This window comes from Allobosea sp. 47.2.35, assembly GCF_024655635.1.
In the GTDB taxonomy this organism is placed as follows: domain Bacteria; phylum Pseudomonadota; class Alphaproteobacteria; order Rhizobiales; family Beijerinckiaceae; genus Allobosea.
In genome coordinates this window covers 69682-85826 of record NZ_JANLGI010000019.1, presented here as the reverse complement: position 1 = coordinate 85826, position 16145 = coordinate 69682, and the positions used below count along the sequence as shown (strand labels likewise).

General features: G+C 66.9%; 15 protein-coding genes. 8 read left to right on the top strand and 7 right to left on the bottom strand.

The window, feature by feature from the left end:
• Window positions 1-35: 35 nt before the first annotated feature.
• The 3 genes from NUV79_RS20605 to mgrA all read left to right on the top strand — a co-directional run bounded on the left by NUV79_RS20605 (window position 36) and on the right by mgrA (window position 3270).
• Window positions 36-473, top strand: coding sequence for an Lrp/AsnC family transcriptional regulator (locus NUV79_RS20605; RefSeq protein WP_047577514.1), 438 nt, complete (start codon window positions 36-38; stop codon window positions 471-473).
• Window positions 474-722: 249 nt separating this feature from the next.
• Window positions 723-2153: an aldehyde dehydrogenase family protein gene (locus NUV79_RS20600; RefSeq protein ID WP_257734939.1), complete on the top strand. Its 1431-nt coding sequence runs from the start codon at window positions 723-725 to the stop codon at window positions 2151-2153.
• A gap of 94 nt (window positions 2154-2247) precedes the next feature.
• Entirely contained in the window at window positions 2248-3270 is a 1023-nt protein-coding gene (gene mgrA, locus NUV79_RS20595; RefSeq protein ID WP_257734938.1) for an L-glyceraldehyde 3-phosphate reductase, read from the top strand.
• 15 nt (window positions 3271-3285) lie between these two features.
• Here the strand turns inward: mgrA and NUV79_RS20590 are convergent, their stop codons facing one another.
• Window positions 3286-3774 (bottom strand): Lrp/AsnC family transcriptional regulator, encoded by a 489-nt coding sequence (locus tag NUV79_RS20590; RefSeq protein ID WP_257734937.1) that lies wholly within the window; start codon window positions 3772-3774, stop codon window positions 3286-3288.
• A 169-nt stretch (window positions 3775-3943) separates the two neighbouring features.
• On the opposite strand from NUV79_RS20590, the gene NUV79_RS20585 reads away from it, so the two are divergent.
• Complete coding sequence (locus NUV79_RS20585; RefSeq protein WP_257734936.1) at window positions 3944-5305, top strand: aminotransferase-like domain-containing protein; 1362 nt, start codon at window positions 3944-3946, stop codon at window positions 5303-5305.
• A gap of 15 nt (window positions 5306-5320) precedes the next feature.
• On the opposite strand, the gene NUV79_RS20580 is transcribed toward NUV79_RS20585, so the two are convergent.
• From NUV79_RS20580 to NUV79_RS20560, 5 genes are all read right to left on the bottom strand, one after another.
• Complete coding sequence (locus NUV79_RS20580; RefSeq protein ID WP_257734935.1) at window positions 5321-5728, bottom strand: DUF983 domain-containing protein; 408 nt, start codon at window positions 5726-5728, stop codon at window positions 5321-5323.
• Window positions 5729-5852: 124 nt separating this feature from the next.
• Window positions 5853-7250: a dihydrolipoyl dehydrogenase gene (lpdA, locus tag NUV79_RS20575; RefSeq protein ID WP_257734934.1), complete on the bottom strand. Its 1398-nt coding sequence runs from the start codon at window positions 7248-7250 to the stop codon at window positions 5853-5855.
• A 10-nt stretch (window positions 7251-7260) separates the two neighbouring features.
• The gene (locus NUV79_RS20570; protein ID WP_257734933.1) at window positions 7261-8559 is read right to left on the bottom strand and encodes a dihydrolipoamide acetyltransferase family protein; all 1299 of its coding nucleotides are present in this window, start codon (window positions 8557-8559) and stop codon (window positions 7261-7263) included.
• A complete protein-coding gene (locus NUV79_RS20565) occupies window positions 8559-9575 on the bottom strand; it encodes an alpha-ketoacid dehydrogenase subunit beta (RefSeq protein ID WP_257734932.1) in 1017 nt (338 codons plus the stop codon). Before NUV79_RS20565 ends, NUV79_RS20570 begins: the two co-directional genes overlap by 1 nt.
• Before the next feature lie 4 nt (window positions 9576-9579).
• Window positions 9580-10839 carry a 3-methyl-2-oxobutanoate dehydrogenase (2-methylpropanoyl-transferring) subunit alpha gene (locus tag NUV79_RS20560; RefSeq protein ID WP_061969144.1) on the bottom strand — a complete coding sequence of 420 codons (1260 nt, stop codon included), beginning with the start codon at window positions 10837-10839 and terminating at the stop codon, window positions 9580-9582.
• 228 nt (window positions 10840-11067) lie between these two features.
• On the opposite strand from NUV79_RS20560, the gene NUV79_RS20555 reads away from it, so the two are divergent.
• A complete protein-coding gene (locus NUV79_RS20555) occupies window positions 11068-11562 on the top strand; it encodes an Lrp/AsnC family transcriptional regulator (protein WP_257734931.1) in 495 nt (164 codons plus the stop codon).
• A 167-nt stretch (window positions 11563-11729) separates the two neighbouring features.
• Here NUV79_RS20555 and NUV79_RS20550 read toward each other — a convergent pair whose 3' ends face one another.
• Complete coding sequence (locus tag NUV79_RS20550) at window positions 11730-12761, bottom strand: LLM class flavin-dependent oxidoreductase (RefSeq protein WP_257734930.1); 1032 nt, start codon at window positions 12759-12761, stop codon at window positions 11730-11732.
• 209 nt (window positions 12762-12970) lie between these two features.
• On the opposite strand from NUV79_RS20550, the gene NUV79_RS20545 reads away from it, so the two are divergent.
• The 3 genes from NUV79_RS20545 to NUV79_RS20535 all read left to right on the top strand — a co-directional run bounded on the left by NUV79_RS20545 (window position 12971) and on the right by NUV79_RS20535 (window position 16145).
• The gene (locus NUV79_RS20545; protein ID WP_257734929.1) at window positions 12971-13885 is read left to right on the top strand and encodes a LysR family transcriptional regulator; all 915 of its coding nucleotides are present in this window, start codon (window positions 12971-12973) and stop codon (window positions 13883-13885) included.
• Window positions 13886-14112: 227 nt separating this feature from the next.
• Window positions 14113-14589: an NAD(P)H-dependent oxidoreductase subunit E gene (locus tag NUV79_RS20540; RefSeq protein ID WP_257734928.1), complete on the top strand. Its 477-nt coding sequence runs from the start codon at window positions 14113-14115 to the stop codon at window positions 14587-14589.
• Window positions 14586-16145 carry a formate dehydrogenase beta subunit gene (locus NUV79_RS20535; RefSeq protein ID WP_257734927.1) on the top strand — a complete coding sequence of 520 codons (1560 nt, stop codon included), beginning with the start codon at window positions 14586-14588 and terminating at the stop codon, window positions 16143-16145. The genes NUV79_RS20540 and NUV79_RS20535 overlap by 4 nt, the downstream gene beginning before the upstream one ends.

The window sequence follows — 16145 nt, the reverse complement described above, 5'->3', positions numbered from 1 at the left end:
ATCGAAACGGCAAAGCGATCTATCCATTTCGGGCAATGGACGATCTCGACCGCAAACTCATCACCCTGCTGCGCCATGACGGGCGCCGCAGCATCTCGGACCTCGCCGCCGATCTCGGCCTGACGCGGGCAACGGTGCGGGCACGGCTGGAGAAGCTGGAGCAATCCGGCGAGATCATCGGCTTCACCGTGATCCTGCGCTCGGATGCGATCGACCTGCCGGTGCGCGGCATCACCATGATCGAGATCGCCGGCCAGGCGGCGGATACGGTGATCGACGCGCTCAGCGGCTTCACCGAGGTCTCCAGCATCCACACCACCAACGGCAACTGGGATCTCGTGGTCGAGCTCGGTACCTCCGACCTGATCGCCTTCGACCAGGTGCTCCGCCGCATCCGCATGATCCCCGGCGTCACCAACAGCGAGACCAGCCTGCTTCTGGCGACGCCGCGTAGCGTCAAGGCGCGGCTCTAGCCCCCGCAAGAAGCGCCGCTGCATGGCGGCCATCCGCAAATGCGGCGCGGCGCCCCGTGACAGGCGCGCATCCGCCCCCTAACGTTGCGCCCCGTCAGATACAGCGTTGGTGGCGGCCGGCGATGCATGATCGCGCAGGGCCGCCCGTTCGCGTCGGACACCCACAGTTCCCGCTCGGGGCATCGATATCCGGCCGCTTTCCGGCAGGTTGTCCGCGCCCCGAGCCAAGACGAGGCAGGAGACCAGACCATGGCGCATGAGCTCGAATTCTATATCGATGGCCAGTGGGTGAAGCCGTCGGGCAACCGCACGCTCGGCGTGATCGATCCGTCGAACGAAGAGGTCTTCGCCACGATCGCGCTCGGCGAGCAGGCCGATGTCGACAAGGCCGTCGCTGCCGCCCGCGCCGCCTTCCCGGCCTTCGCCAAGACCTCGAAGGCCGAGCGCCTCGCGCTGATGCGCCGCCTCGCCGAGGCCTACAAGAAGCGCTACGACGCCATCGCCGACATCCTGTCGCGCGAGATGGGCGCGCCGAAGGAACTGGCGCACCGCGCGCAGGCCGCGATGGGCACCGCCCATCTCGCCAAGATGATCGAGACGCTCGAGAATTTCGAGTTCGAGGAGCTGCGCGGCACCACCCTGATCGCCAAGGAGCCGATCGGCGTCGTCGGCATGATCACGCCGTGGAACTGGCCGCTCAACCAGATCATGTGCAAGGTCGCGCCCGCGCTCGCCGCCGGCTGCACCATGGTGCTGAAGCCCTCCGAGATCGCGCCGCTCAACGCCATCATCTTCGCCGAAGCGATGGAAGAGGCCGGCGTGCCGAAGGGCGTGTTCAATCTCGTCAACGGCGACGGCCCGACGGTCGGCGAAGCGATCTCGCGCCATCCCGGCGTCGACATGGTCTCCTTCACTGGCTCGACGCGGGCCGGCATCCTCGTCGCCAAGGCGGCGGCGGACACCGTCAAGCGCGTGCATCAGGAGCTCGGCGGCAAGTCGGCCAACATCATCCTGGATGATGCCGACCTGAAGAAGTCGGTGAAGCTCGGCGTCGAGAGCGTGATGCGCAATTCCGGCCAGTCCTGCAACGCGCCGACCCGGATGTTCGTGCCGGAGAAGCTGCATGAGGAGGCGCTCGCCATCGCCAAGCAGGTGGCCGAGCCGCTCAAGGTCGGTGCTCCCTCGGCGGATGGCGTCTTCCTCGGCCCGGTCGTCAGCGAGGTCCAGTACGAGAAGATCCAGCGCCTGATCGAGGCCGGCATCAAGGAAGGCGCGACGCTGGTCACCGGCGGCACGGGCCGTCCGGAAGGCCTGAACCGCGGCTACTATGTCCGCCCGACCGTGTTCGGCGGCGTGACCGACGACATGACGATCGCCCGCGAGGAGATCTTCGGCCCCGTGCTGTCGATCCTGCCCTACAAGAGCGACGACGAGGTGGTCTCGCGCGCCAACGACACGCCTTACGGCCTGGCCTCCTATGTCCAGTCCGGCTCGCAGGAGCGCGCTCGCGGCATCGCGGCGCAGATGCGCTCGGGCAATGTCTACATCAACTACCCGGCATGGGACGCCGGCGCGCCCTTCGGCGGCTACAAGCAGTCCGGCAACGGCCGCGAATACGCCGATTTCGGCCTCGAGGAGTTCCTGGAGATCAAGGGCACGGTCGGCTACGCCGCGGCCTGACCGGATCGCGATCTGACGACAGCGAGGCCCGGTGGACCAAACGCCACCGGGCCTTCATTTTATGCCCGTTTCAATCGATTGAGAGGCTTGAGCCATGGTCAATCCGAACCGCTATGACGCGATGCGCTATAACCGCTGCGGCCGCAGCGGACTGCAATTGCCCGCGCTCTCGCTCGGCCTCTGGCAGAATTTCGGCGAGACCGGCCAACACGCCAACATGCGCGAGATCTGCCGCACGGCCTTCGATCTCGGCATCACCCATTTCGACCTCGCCAACAACTACGGCCCGCCGCCCGGCTCGGCCGAGACCGCCTTCGGCGAAATCCTCCAACAGGACTTCGCCGGTTATCGCGACGAACTCGTGATCTCGACCAAGGCCGGCTACCGAATGTGGCCCGGCCCCTATGGCGAATGGGGCAGCCGCAAATACCTGATCTCCAGCCTCGACCAGAGCCTGAAGCGGATGAAGCTCGACCATGTCGACATCTTCTATTCGCACCGCTTCGACCCGAACACACCTCTGGAGGAGACGATGGGCGCGCTCGACGCCATCGTGCGCCAGGGCAAGGCGCTCTATGTCGGGCTCTCCTCCTACAATGCGAAGCGCACGCAGGAGGCGGCCGCGATCCTGCGCCGGCTCGGCACGCCCTGCCTGATCCACCAGCCGAGCTATTCGATGCTCAATCGCTGGATCGAGCAGGACGGCCTGCTGGATACGCTCGACGCGGAGGGCATCGGCTCGATCGTGTTCTCGCCGCTGGCGCAGGGCATGCTGACCGACAAATACCTGAAGGGCGTGCCGGCGGGCAGCCGCGCCGACAAGAAGGCCCCCTCCTTCCGCGACGGCTTCCTGAGCGAGGCCAATCTCAAGAGCATCGCCGCGCTGAACGAGATCGCGGCGGCGCGCGGCCAGAGCCTCGCCCAGATGGCGATCGCCTGGGTGCTGCGCGGCGGGCGTGTCACCTCGGCGCTGATCGGTGCAAGCCGGCCGGAGCAGGTGACTGACTGCGTCGCAGCGCTGAAGAACCCGGATTTTTCGGCTGAGGAGCTGGCAGCGATCGACAGGCATGCCGTCGATGGCGGGATCAATATCTGGGCCGCTTCGGCGGAGCGGTAGGCCGCTCCGTCGCCATCAATCCTCCTCCGGCACCGCCGCGATCGGAAGCGCACTGGAGCGCTTCACCTGCCCCAGCGCGAAGCTCGTCTCGATCGAGGCGACGCCGTCGAGGCGGGTGAGCTTGTCCTTGAGGAAGCGCTCATAGGCCGGCAGGTCGCGCACGACGATGCGCAACAGATAGTCGCGCTGGCCGGTCATCAAATAGCAGTCGACCACCTCGGGCCAGCGCGCCACGGCCTGCGAGAAGCGGTCGAGTTCATCCTCGCGCTGGCGCTCCAGCTTGATCGAGACGAAGACGCTGATGGGCAGGCCGACCTTGGTCTGGTCGATGATCGCGGCATAGCCGGTGATGACGCCGGCCTCCTCCAGGATGCGGATGCGGCGCGCGCAGGGCGAGGCGGAGAGCCCCACGCGCTCGGCCAGATCCTGCACCGAAAGGCGCGAATTGATCTGCAATTCCGCGATGATCTTGCGATCGAGCGCATCGAGGCGCAGGCGTGCCATGCCCTGTCTCCGGTCCCGGCTGAAACCGCTCTATGACAGGAGAGGACGCCCGCCACCACCGGCATCTCCGCGAATGCGGATGGCAGCGATGGCATGCCTCTGGCGCGAACGCCCAGGCCGCGCTATGCGATACCTACAATCCAACGAATGTATGGAATTTGAGTTGGCTATGGCCGACAGCGACGAGGCACTCACATGGACCAGCCGGCTCGATCCGACGGCGGGACCGCGCTACCTGCAGATCGTCGCACAGCTTGAACAGGCCGTCGCGAGCGGATTGCTGCGGCCGGGCGATCGTTTGCCGCCGCAGCGCCGGCTCGCCGAGCATCTCGCGGTCGACCTTACCACGGTGACCCGCGCCTTCGGCGAGGCGCGCGAGCGCGGCTTGATCGACGCCGTGACGGGGCGCGGTTCGTTTATCTCCGCCCGGCAGGAGCAGGAGGGGCCGGCGCTCGATCTCAGCATGACCATCCCGCCCGCGCCGAAGGGCCTGCGGCTCGGCGAGCTGATGCAGCGCGGCATCGCCGAAATCCTGGCGCGCAGCGATGCCGATCAATTGATGAACTATCATGGCGGCGCAGGTTCGCTGGCCGAGCGCGCGGCCGGCGCTGCATGGTTGGCGCCGCTGATGGGGACAGTTCCGCCGCCGCGCATCGCCGTCGTGCCCGGTGCGCAGACCAGTCTCAACGCCCTGCTCTCTCTGCTGGCCCGGCCGGGCGACACGGTCCTGATGGAGCCGCTTACCTATCCCGGCCTTATCGGTGCGGCGCGGCAGCGGGGCCTGACGATCGCGCCCGTCGCCAGCGATGAAGACGGTCCGTTGCCTGACGCGCTCGACGAGGCCGCGAGCCGGCATGGCGCGAAGCTTTTCGCGTTGACGCCGACGCTGCAGAATCCGACCTGCATCACCATTCCGGCGCGGCGCCGAGAGGAGCTCGTTGCCGTCGCCCGCCGTCGCGATCTCATCCTGATCGAGGACGATCCCTACAGCCTGCTCGCCGGCGATGCGCCCGTGCCGCTGGCGGCGCTAGCGCCGGAGCGGACATGGCATGTCGCGACCTTGTCGAAAGTGCTGACGCCCGGCCTGCGAACGGCCTTCGTCGTCATGCCGGAAGGAACCGACAGCGCCCCCTATCTTGCCGCGTTGCGGGCGACCGCCCTGATGCCCGCGCCCTTGATGACGGCGCTCGCCGCGCACTGGATCAGGATTGGCGCGGCAAAGGACCTGCTCGACGGCGTCCGGCGCGAGGCGGCTGAACGGCAATCGCTGGCGCGGGACATCCTGCCCGCAACGATGCAGGCTCATCCGCATGCCCTGCATGTCTGGCAGCCTCTGCCCGCGTATTGGGAGCGGAACCGATTAATTGAACGCGCTCGCGACGCTGGCCTCGGCGTGATGGCCGCCGATGCCTTCAACACGGGCGGCGTGGCACCGGATGCGATCCGGATCGCGCTCGGCGCGATTCCGGAACGGGCGCGATTGGCGGAAGCGCTCGGCCTGCTCGCCGGATTGATCCGCGACGGAGGCTGAGCGCGCCCGACAGCGTCAGTTCGAGGTGACCGGCTTATCCTGCGGCGTCGGACGCGCGAGCCGGCCTTCCTCGGCCTTGTGGAAATATTGCGAGGCGATCAGCCAGCCCTTGAGCGGCTGCAAGGGCGGGATGCAGGTCAGCAGGATCAGCGGCAGCGTCGTGACCAGATGCACCCAGGTCGGCGGGTTGTAGGCCAGCTCCAGCCAGAGCGGAAACGCCACCGCCGGGATGCAGAGGAACATCATCACGAAGAAGGCCGGGCCATCCGCGGGATCGGCGAAAGCATAATCCAGGCCGCAATTCTCGCATTTCGGCTTCAGCTTCAGGAAGCCCTCGAACATCTTGCCCTGCCCGCAGCGCGGGCAGCGGCCGCGCAGGCCGGTCTTGAGCGGAGAGAGTGGCGGCCAGTGCTCGCCGGACATGGAATTATCTCCTCAGGACGGCGCCGTTCATTCGGCGTCGCCCCTCAGATCGCCCTCGATGCAGACAATGTCAAGATTGTATGCATCATAGCCGACTGCCTGCGCGGATCGGTCGCGGGCAGCCTCAGATGTGCAGCGCGTGGCCCAGCGCCTTCATCGCGGCCTCCGGGAAGGCCTCGCCCAACGTGGGATGGGCGTGGATCGTGCCGGCGATGTCCTGCAGTGTCGCGCCCATCTCGATGGCGAGGCCAAAGGCCGCCGACAATTCCGAGACGCCCTGCCCTACCGCCTGGATGCCGAGCACCAGTTCGCTGCCGGCCTGAGCGACGACGCGCACGAAGCCGGCCTCGCCATGGCGGGTCATGGCCCGGCCATTGGCGGCGAAGGGGAACTGGCCGATCTTCAGCTCGTGGTCGGCGCGCTTGGCTTCATCGGGCGAGAGGCCGACCGAGACGATCTCGGGATCGGTGAAGCAGATCGCCGCGATGCCGCGCTTGTCCCAGGCGCGCGGCAGGCCGGCGACGATCTCCGCCACCATCTCGCCCTGCGCCATGGCGCGATGGGCCAGCATCGGCTCGCCGGTGACGTCGCCGATGGCGTAGATGCCGCGCATCGCGGTCTCGCAACGCTCGCCGATGCGGATGAAGCGCCCATCCATGTCGAGCACGAGGTTCTCAAGCCCGAGACCGTCGGTGACCGGCTTGCGGCCGACCGTGACCAGGATCTTGTCGGCGGGCAGGCTGCGCTCCTTGCCATCGGCCGTCTCGATGCGCAGGCCGTCGCCCTTGGGCGTAGGCCCGAGCGCCTTGGCCCCTAGCAGCACCTCGACGCCGAGCGCGGTCAAGCGCTTGGAGATCGGGCCGGTCAGTTCCGCATCGTAGAGCGGCAGGATCTTGTCCTGCGCCTCGACGACCGTGACCTTTGCACCGAGCTTGGCGAAGGCGGTGCCGAGCTCCAACCCGATATAGCCGCCGCCGACCACGACGAGACGCTTCGGCACTTCGGTCAGAGCCAGCGCACCGGTCGAAGAGATCACGTTCCCGCCGAAGGGCAGGAAGGACAATTCGACCGGGGCGGAGCCGGTCGCGATGACGATGGCCTCGGCCTGGATCGTCTTCGGACCGGTCTCGGTCTCGACGACGACCGTCTTGCCGTCGCGGAAGCGGGCCTTGCCATGGACGATCTTGACCTTGGCCTTGCGCAGCAGGCCGGCGACGCCGTTGTTGAGGCGCTGGACGATGCCGTCCTTCCAGGCCACGGCCTGTTTCAGGTCGAGCTTCGGCTCGGCCGCGGTCAGGCCGAAGGGCGTCTTGCCGGCGGCGGCTTCCGCCGCCTTCTCGAACTCCTCGGCGACATGGATCATCGCCTTGGAAGGGATGCAGCCGACATTGAGGCAGGAGCCGCCGAGCTTGGTGCTCTCGACGATGACGGTGTCGATGCCGAGCTGGCCGGCGCGGATGGCGCAGACATAGCCGCCGGGGCCAGCGCCGATGACGAGGAGCTTGCAGGTGATTTCGGTCATGGCACGCTCCTCACATATCCACGAAGAGCGTGGCCGGGTTCTCCAGCAGCTCCTTCAGCCGCTGCACGAAGACGGCGGCGTCCCAGCCATCGATGACGCGGTGGTCGAAGCTGGAGGAGAGGTTCATCATCTTGCGCGGCACGAAGGTGGTGCCGTCCCAGACCGGGCGCACGACCATCTTGTTGACGCCGACGATGGCGACTTCCGGATAGTTGATCACCGGCGTCGTCGCGATGCCGCCGAGCGCGCCGAGCGAGGTGATGGTGATGGTCGAGCCGGTCAATTCGTCGCGCGTCGCGGTGCCGTCGCGGCCGCGCTCGGCGAGGCGGGCGAGTTCGATCCCGCAACCCCAGAGGTCTCGCGCCTCGGCATGCTTGACCACCGGCACGATCAGGCCGGTCGGCGTCTGCGTGGCGATGCCGATATTGATCGCGGCATGCTGGCGCACGATCCCGGCATCGTCGTCATAGAGCGCGTTCAGCGCCGGCTGCTCGGCGAGCGCCTTGACCATGGCGCGCATCAGGAAGGGCAGCAGCGTCAGCTTCGGCCGCTCCGGCGTCGGCTTCTTGTTGAGCGTCGCGCGCAGGTCCTCCAGCGGCGAGACGTTGATCTCCTCGACGATGGTGATGTGCGGGATGCGCGACTTCGACAGCGCCATCTTCTCGGCGATGCGGCGGCGCAGGCCGACGACCTTGACCTCGGTGACGGCGCTCTGCTCGACGAGCCCGCCGCCACGGGTCGGCTCCGGGCCGCGCAGCAGGAAGGCGTCGATATCTTGATGCGTGATGCGGCCGGCGGGGCCCGTGCCCTGGACCTGGCGCAGGTCGATCCCTGCCTCGCGGGCCTTCAGGCGCACGGCCGGCGAAGCGAGCGGCTTCTCGCCCGGCGCACGGCGCTGGGCGGGAGCAGCGTCGGCACGCGCCGGCTTCGGCGGCGGAGGCGACACGGCCAGCTTGGCAGGAGCAGCCGGCGCGGCAGGCTTTTCGGCCTTGGGCGGCGCGGCGGGAGCCGGCGCCGGCTTTTCGGCCAGCGCTTCCTCTGTAGGTTCCTCAGCCGCGGCACCTTCGCCCGCGACCTTCAGCTTCACGATGGCCGAGCCGATCGCGACGGTGTCGCCGACCTCGGCACCGACCCAGGTGACCTCGCCCTCGACCGGCGAGGGAATCTCCACCGTCGCCTTGTCCGTCATCACGGCGGCGAGCAGATCGTCCTCGCGGACGATGTCGCCGACCTTGACGTGCCACTCGACGAGTTCCGCTTCCGCGATGCCTTCGCCGACATCCGGCAGCTTGATGATGCGCTCGGCCATCAGCGTGCCTCCATGATATCTAGCAGCGCCTGTCCAAGGCGGGCGGGGCCGGGGAAATAGTCCCATTCCTGCGCATGCGGATAGGGCGTGTCCCAGCCAGTGACGCGCATCACCGGCGCCTCCAGATGGTAGAAGCAGTGCTCCTGGACCAAGGCAGCGAGTTCGCCGCCGAAGCCCGACGTCAGCGTCGCCTCGTGCAGCACGATGCAGCGGCCAGTCTTCTGGACAGAGGCCAGGATCGCTTCGAGATCGAGCGGTACGAGGGTGCGCAGGTCGATGACCTCGGCGTCGATGCCGGTGTCCTCGGCGGCCGCCAGCGCGACATGGACCATCGTGCCATAGGCGAGGATGGTGACGGCCGAGCCCTCGCGCCGCGTCACCGCCTTGCCGAGCGGCACGGTGTAATGGCCCTCCGGCACCTCGGCGAGCTCATGCTTCGACCAGGCCGTGACGGGCCTGTCGTGATGGCCGTCGAAGGGGCCGTTATAGAGCCGCTTCGGCTCGAGGAAGATCACCGGATCCGGGTCCTCGATCGCCGCGATCAGCAGGCCCTTGGCGTCATAGGGGTTGGACGGAACGATCGTCTTCAGGCCGGAGACATGGGTGAAGAGCGCTTCCGGGCTCTGGCTATGGGTCTGGCCGCCGAAGATGCCGCCGCCGGTCGGCATGCGGATCACCATCGGGCAGGTGAAGTCGCCGGCCGAGCGGTAGCGCAGGCGGGCGGCCTCGGAGACGATCTGATCATAGGCCGGGTACATGTAGTCGGCGAACTGGATCTCGATGCAGGGTTTCAGGCCATAGGCCGCCATGCCGATCGCCGTACCGACGATGCCGGCCTCGCTGATCGGCGCGTCGAAGCAGCGCGACATCCCGTATTTCTGCTGGAGCCCGTGAGTGCAGCGGAAGACGCCGCCGAAGAAGCCGACATCCTCGCCGAAGACCACGACATCGTCGTCGCGGCCCATGGAGACATCCATCGCGGAGCGGATCGCCTCGATCATCGTCATGCGTGCCATCGCGTCAGACTCCGATCTGCTGGCGCTGGCGGCGCAGATGCGGCGGCAGCTCGGCATAGACGTCCTCAAAGATGTCGCGCGCCGAGGGCTTACCGCCGGAATGCAGCGTGCCGAAGCTCTCGGCCTCCTTCTGCGCGGCGATGACGGTGGCGAGGATCTCGGCCTCCGCCTGCTTGTGGCGTTCCTCCGACCAGGCACCGACCGCGATCAGGTGCTGCTTCAGGCGGATCAGCGGGTCGCCCAGCGGCCAGTCATCGGACTCATGCTTGGGGCGATAGGCGGAGGGGTCGTCCGAGGTGGAATGGGCGCCGGCGCGATAGGTGACGTATTCGACCAGCGTCGGACCGAGATTGCGGCGGGCGCGCTCGACCGCCCATTGCGCGACCGCATAGACCGCGAGGTAGTCGTTGCCGTCGACGCGCAGCGCCGGAATGCCGAAGCCGAGACCTCTTGCGGCAAACGTGCCGGAACCGCCGCGCGCGATGCCCTGGAAGGTCGAGATCGCCCACTGGTTGTTGACGACGTTGAGGACGACCGGCGCCTTGTAGGTCGAGGCGAAGACGAGCGCCGCGTGGAAATCCGATTCCGCCGTCGAGCCGTCGCCGATCCAGGCAGCGGCGATGCGGGTGTCGTTCTTGATCGCCGAGGCCATCGCCCAGCCGACGGCTTGCACGTATTGCGTCGCGAGATTGCCGGAGATCGAGAAGAAGCCGTGCTCCTTCGACGAGTACATCACCGGCAATTGCCGGCCCTTCATCGGGTCGCGCTCGTTCGAGTAGATCTGGCACATCATGTCGACGAGCGGGTAGTCGTGGGCGATCAGCAGGCCGGCCTGACGATAGGTCGGGAAGTTCATGTCGCCGGGCTGGAGCGCGATGCGGAAGGCGCAGCTCACCGCCTCCTCGCCCGTGTGCTGCATGTAGAACGAGGTCTTGCCCTGGCGCTGCGCCATCTGCATGCGCCCGTCGAAGGTGCGCAGCGTCATCATATGGCGCAAGCCGCGGATCAGATCGTCATGCGAGAGATCGGGCACCCAGGGGCCAACCGCCTCGCCCTCACGGTTGAGCACGCGGATGATCGAGTAGGCGAGGTCGCGAATGTCCTTGGGATCGACATCGACCGGCGGCCGCGCGACGGAGCCGGCCTTCGGGATCACGACATGGGAGAAGTCCGGCTTCTCGCCCGGGCGGCTCGCCGGTTTGGGAACATGGAACTGCAGTGGCTGGGTTGCTGCCGGCGCCTGGCCTGACTTGTCGCTGCTCATGAGCGCCTCCATCCCTGACACCGCCAGCATTCCGCCTTCGCGCGCATCCCGCAAGCGCCTGTGACGCTCTTCAGAGATGCGGCAAGACGCATAGCAGGCCGGCGATCGTTCCCCTTGCAACCAACGCTAGCGGGGACGGTTCGGAGGTTCATTCCGAATTTGCCGGCAAGGGCGAAATCAGGCAGAAGAAACATCTGCCTTATCCGATATATCCAGAATGATTTCCCGATGAACAAAAAGAGCCAGAATGGTCCTGCTCTCGATCTGATCGATCGCAAGATTCTCGCTGCGTTGCGGGATGACGGGCGATTGACGACGCAGGCGCTGGCCGAGAAGGTCGGGCTTTCACCCTCCCCGTGCTGGACACGAGTGAAGCGATTGGAGGAGTCCGGCGCGATCGAGAAATATGTCGCGCTGCTCGACCACAAGGCGCTCGGCTACAACAATATCGTCTTCGTCGAGATCACGCTCGACAAGCATGACGATCAGGTTCTGGACCAGTGCGGCGAGGCGCTGAGCCGGGCGCCGGAGGTGGTCGAGGCGCATCTGGTCACTGGCGAATACGACTATCTCGCCAAGGTGGTGGTCAGCGGCACCGACCATTACGAGCGCTTCCTACGCGGCACGATCTACCGCATTCCCGGCGTCCGGCAGACGCGGACGACGTTCGGCTTGAGGGCGCTGAAGCGGACGCTGTCGGTCGATCCGCTGAAGGCACCCTGAGCGCTCCAACCTCAACCACCCGCGCGGTCATCCCGGACAAGCGGCGTAGCCGCGCCGATCCGGGATCCATTCCGGAGCGCTTCCGAAGAAGGTTCCGGCATGGATCCCGGGTCTCCGCTGCGCTCCGCCCGGGATGACCTCGAACGGAGCGCTACGGTGTGAGGCTTTCAAGCCAGTATCTCCCGCACCAGCGGCACGACCTTCTCGCCATAGAGCCGGATACACTCCATCGCCTTCTCATGCTCCAGCGGCCCGGCGCTGTACTTCAATTGGAACCGGGCGATGCCCAGCCCCTTGGCTGTCGCGGCGATCTTGCGGGCCACCGTCTCGGGCGAACCGAGATAGAGCGAGCCGCGCGCGACCTCCTGCTCGAACTCGTCGCGGCCCATCGGCGGCCAGCCGCGCTCGGCGCCGATGCGGTCACGCATCTGCTTGAAGGCCGGGAAGAATTCCTCCTTCGCCTGCTCGTCGGTCGCCGCGACATAGCCCGGCGAGTGCACGCCGACGGGCTTGGCCGGCTTGCCGATCTGGCCATAGGCGCGGTGGTACAGGTCCACGAACGGCTTGAAGCGCAGCGGATCGCCGCCGATGATGGCGAGCATCAGCGGCAGGTCGTAGCGCACGGCCCGCACCACCGATTCCGGGCTGCCGCCGACGCCGATCCAGGTCTTGAGCGGGCCGTTCTCGACCGGCGGATAGACGAGCTGGTCCTTGAGCGGCGGGCGGATCGAGCCCTGCCAGGTCAGGGGTTCCTGCGGCAGCAGTCCGGCGAAGAGGTCGAGCTTCTCCTCGAACAGCTTCTCGTAGTCGCGCAGGTCGAGACCGAAGAGCGGGAAGGATTCGGTGAAGGAGCCTCGGCCCAGGATGACCTCGGCCCGCCCGTTCGAGAGCGCATCGACCGTCGCGAAGCGCTGGAAGACGCGGATCGGATCGTCCGAGCTCAGCACGGTCACGGCCGAGCCGAGCTTGATCCGGCTGGTGCGTGTCGCCATGCCGGCCAGCACCGTCTCCGGCGAGGACACCGCGAAATCAGCACGATGATGCTCGCCGACGCCGATGAAATCGATGCCGATCTCGTCGGCCAGGACGGCTTCGTCGACGAGATTGCGGATCACCTGCGCATGCGGCAGCGGCTTGCCATCCGCCCCATGAGTGACGTCGCCGAAGGTGTCGAGCCCGAATTCCAGTTCCTGTGCCATGATCATCCCGAGGCCGCGACGCAGCCTTTTGCCTGCCGGCCATCCCGGCCTCCGGGAGTTAGGGTCGGGATTGCCGCAGCGCAATTCTCCAGGCGTTGCCCCGCCAGCAACAGGCTGTTTGCAGGAATGCAACCGCGCCGCTTGCATCGCCCGCGCAAGCTGCCGATGCTCGGGCGCGCGGCGCTCTCGGCCGCCTCTGAGCCGACGCCATGATCATTCGCCAGCTGGTCTATCTCGACGCGCTCGCCCGCGAGAAGCATTTCCGCCGCGCGGCCGAGGCCTGCCATGTCTCGCAGCCGACGCTTTCGGCCGCGATCGGGCAGCTCGAGGAGGAGCTTGGCGTGATGATCGTCGAGCGCGGGCGGCGCTTCCAGGGCTTCACCAAGGAGGGCGAGGTCGTGCTCGCCCATGCGCGGCGCATCCTGGCCGAGGCCGAGGTGATGAAGGATTCGATCGCCGAACTGCGCGAGGGCGTCTCCGGCCGCATCCGGCTCGGCGCGATCCCGACCGCGCTGCCGATGATCGCCCATATCACCGCGCCCTTCTCGGAGCGCTATCCTGCGGTGTCGCTGACCGTGCTGTCGCTGACCTCGCAGGAGATCCAGCAGGGCATCGACGATTTCGAGCTCGATGTCGGGCTGACCTATCTCGACAACGAGCCGCTCGACCGGGTGATCTCCAAGCCGATCTATCAGGAATCCTATGTGCTGCTGACGCGCGAGGACGGGCCGTTCGGCGCGCGCGACACCATCACCTGGGCGGAAGCGGCCGAGCAGAAGCTCTGCCTGCTCACCGGCGACATGCAGAACCGGCGCATCATCGACGGCATCTTCCGCTCGGTCGGCACCGCGCCCCGGCCGATGATCGAGACCAACTCGATCTTCAATCTCTGCTCGCATGCCGGCATCCAGGGCGTCGCCAGCATCGTCTCGCTGCAATTGCTGGAATTCTTCGGCGTGCCGCTCGGCACGAGGGCGCTGTCGCTGGTCGAGCCGGAGGCCCAGCGCACGATCGGGCTGATCGTGGCGGACCGGCAGCCGGTGGCACCGCTGGCGCGCAACCTCCTGATGATGACGAAGCCCGTGACCGATGCCGGACTGCCGCGGCGCCCGATCGTACGATAGTCTTCGCCTATCGTCGTAGAAGCAATGCGGCATTGTGCAGCGCAAAACGACCCCAACACGAAACTTTCGAGGCGTGACGCACTGGCCATGAAGCGATGGCGGCCTCTCATCGCGTATGTTGATAGCTAAAACCTATCACGCCTTCGAAAGAAACGATTTGAAATCATTCCAGTTTCAACCACCCTTCCCTTAACGAGCGCCCGGCGAACCGGGCCTATGGAGGAAAGATGGCGGGTTACCCGGCCTGGGATCAGGACAGCGCACGCATGATCGTCGCGGGGCTGGCGCATCTGGAAGGCGCCACGCTGCCGATGCTGCACGCGCTTCAGGACGAGTTCGGCTATGTCGATCCGCAGGCCGTGCCGTTGATCGCCGAGGTGCTGAACCTGTCGCGGGCCGAGGTCCATGGCGCGATCTCCTTCTATCACGACTTCAAGACCGCTCCGCAGCCGGCCCGCACGATCAAGCTCTGCCGGGCCGAGGCCTGTCAGGCCTTGGGCTGCGAAACGGTCGTCGATGAACTCTCCGCCAAGCATGGCATCGCGGTCGACGACGACCATGCCGGCGACGCCATCGTCGAAACGGTGTATTGTCTGGGCAATTGCGCGCTCGGGCCCTCCGCCCTGGTCGATGGCGAATTGATCGGGCGCGTCGATGCCGCCCGCATCGCCTTGCTCTGCCAACACGGAAGAGCGCATTCATGAGCGCCATCCGCATCTTCGTTCCCGTCGACGCCGCCGCCCTGTCGGTCGGCGCGGAAGCCGTCGCGCAGGCCATCGCCAGCGAGGCGGCGGCGCGCGGGCTTTCCATCGAGATCGTCCGCAATGGTTCGCGCGGCATGCTCTGGCTGGAGCCGATGGTCGAGGTCGAGACGGCCGAGGGCCGGATCGCTTATGGGCCGATCGCGGCGAAGGACGTCGCCGCGCTATTCGACACCGGCTTCCTCTCCGGCGGCGCCCATGCGTTGCTCCTCGGCAAGACCGTCGAACTCGACTGGATGAAGCGCCAGCAGCGCCTCACCTTCGAGCGCGTCGGCGTCATCGACCCGCTCTCGATCGCCGATTACCGCGCCCATGGCGGCTTCAAGGGGCTGGAGAAGGCGCTTGCCCTCACCGGCGGCGAGATCGTCGAGGCGGTGAAGGCATCGGGCCTGCGCGGTCGGGGCGGCGCCGGTTTCCCGACCGGCATCAAGTGGAAGACCGTCCACGACGCGAAAGCCGAGCAGAAGTATATCGTCTGCAATGCCGACGAGGGCGATAGCGGCACCTTCGCCGATCGCATGCTGTTCGAAGGCGACCCCTATCTCGTGATCGAGGGCATGACGATCGCCGCGATCGCGGTCGGCGCGACGCGCGGCTACATCTACCTCCGCTCCGAATACCCGCACGCCCATCGCACGCTCCAGCGCGCCATCCTGAAGGCCGAGGCCGCCGGGATGATCGGCGCCTCGGTGATGGGCTCGCAGCAGGCGTTCCATCTGGAAGTGAGGCTCGGGGCCGGCGCCTATATCTGCGGCGAGGAAACCTCGCTGCTGGAGAGCCTCGAAGGCAAGCGCGCCATCGTCCGCGCCAAGCCGCCGCTGCCGGCGTTGCAGGGGTTGTTCGGCAAGCCGACCATCGTCAACAACGTGCTCTCCTTCGCGGCCGTGCCGTGGATTCTCGATCATGGCGCTCAGGCCTATGCGGATTACGGCATGGGCCGCTCGCGCGGCACGCTGCCGATCCAGCTAGGCGGCAATGTCAAACGCGGCGGGCTGATCGAGCTCGCCTTCGGCATCTCGCTCCGCGAGATCATCGAGGATATGGGCGGCGGTACCCTCTCGGGCCGGCCGATCCGGGCCGTGCAGGTCGGCGGGCCGCTCGGCGCCTATCTCACGGCCGGGCAGCTCGACGTGCAGATGGATTACGAGGCGCTCGCATCCATGCGCGCGATGCTCGGCCATGGCGGCATCGTCGTGTTCGATGACAGCGTCGACATGGCCAGGCAGGCCCGCTTCGCCTTCGAATTCTGCGCCAAGGAAAGCTGCGGCAAGTGCACGCCCTGCCGGATCGGCGCGACGCGCGGCGTCGAGACGATGGACCGCATCATCGCCGGCACCGAGGTTCCCAAGAACATCGCCGTGCTGCGCGATCTCTCGAAGCTGATGACCGACGCATCGCTCTGCGCGATGGGTGGCCTGACACCCATGCCGGTATTGAGCGCGCTCAACCATTTCCCCGAGGATTTCGACCGTCCTCCGCTGCCTCTGGCGGCCGAGTGA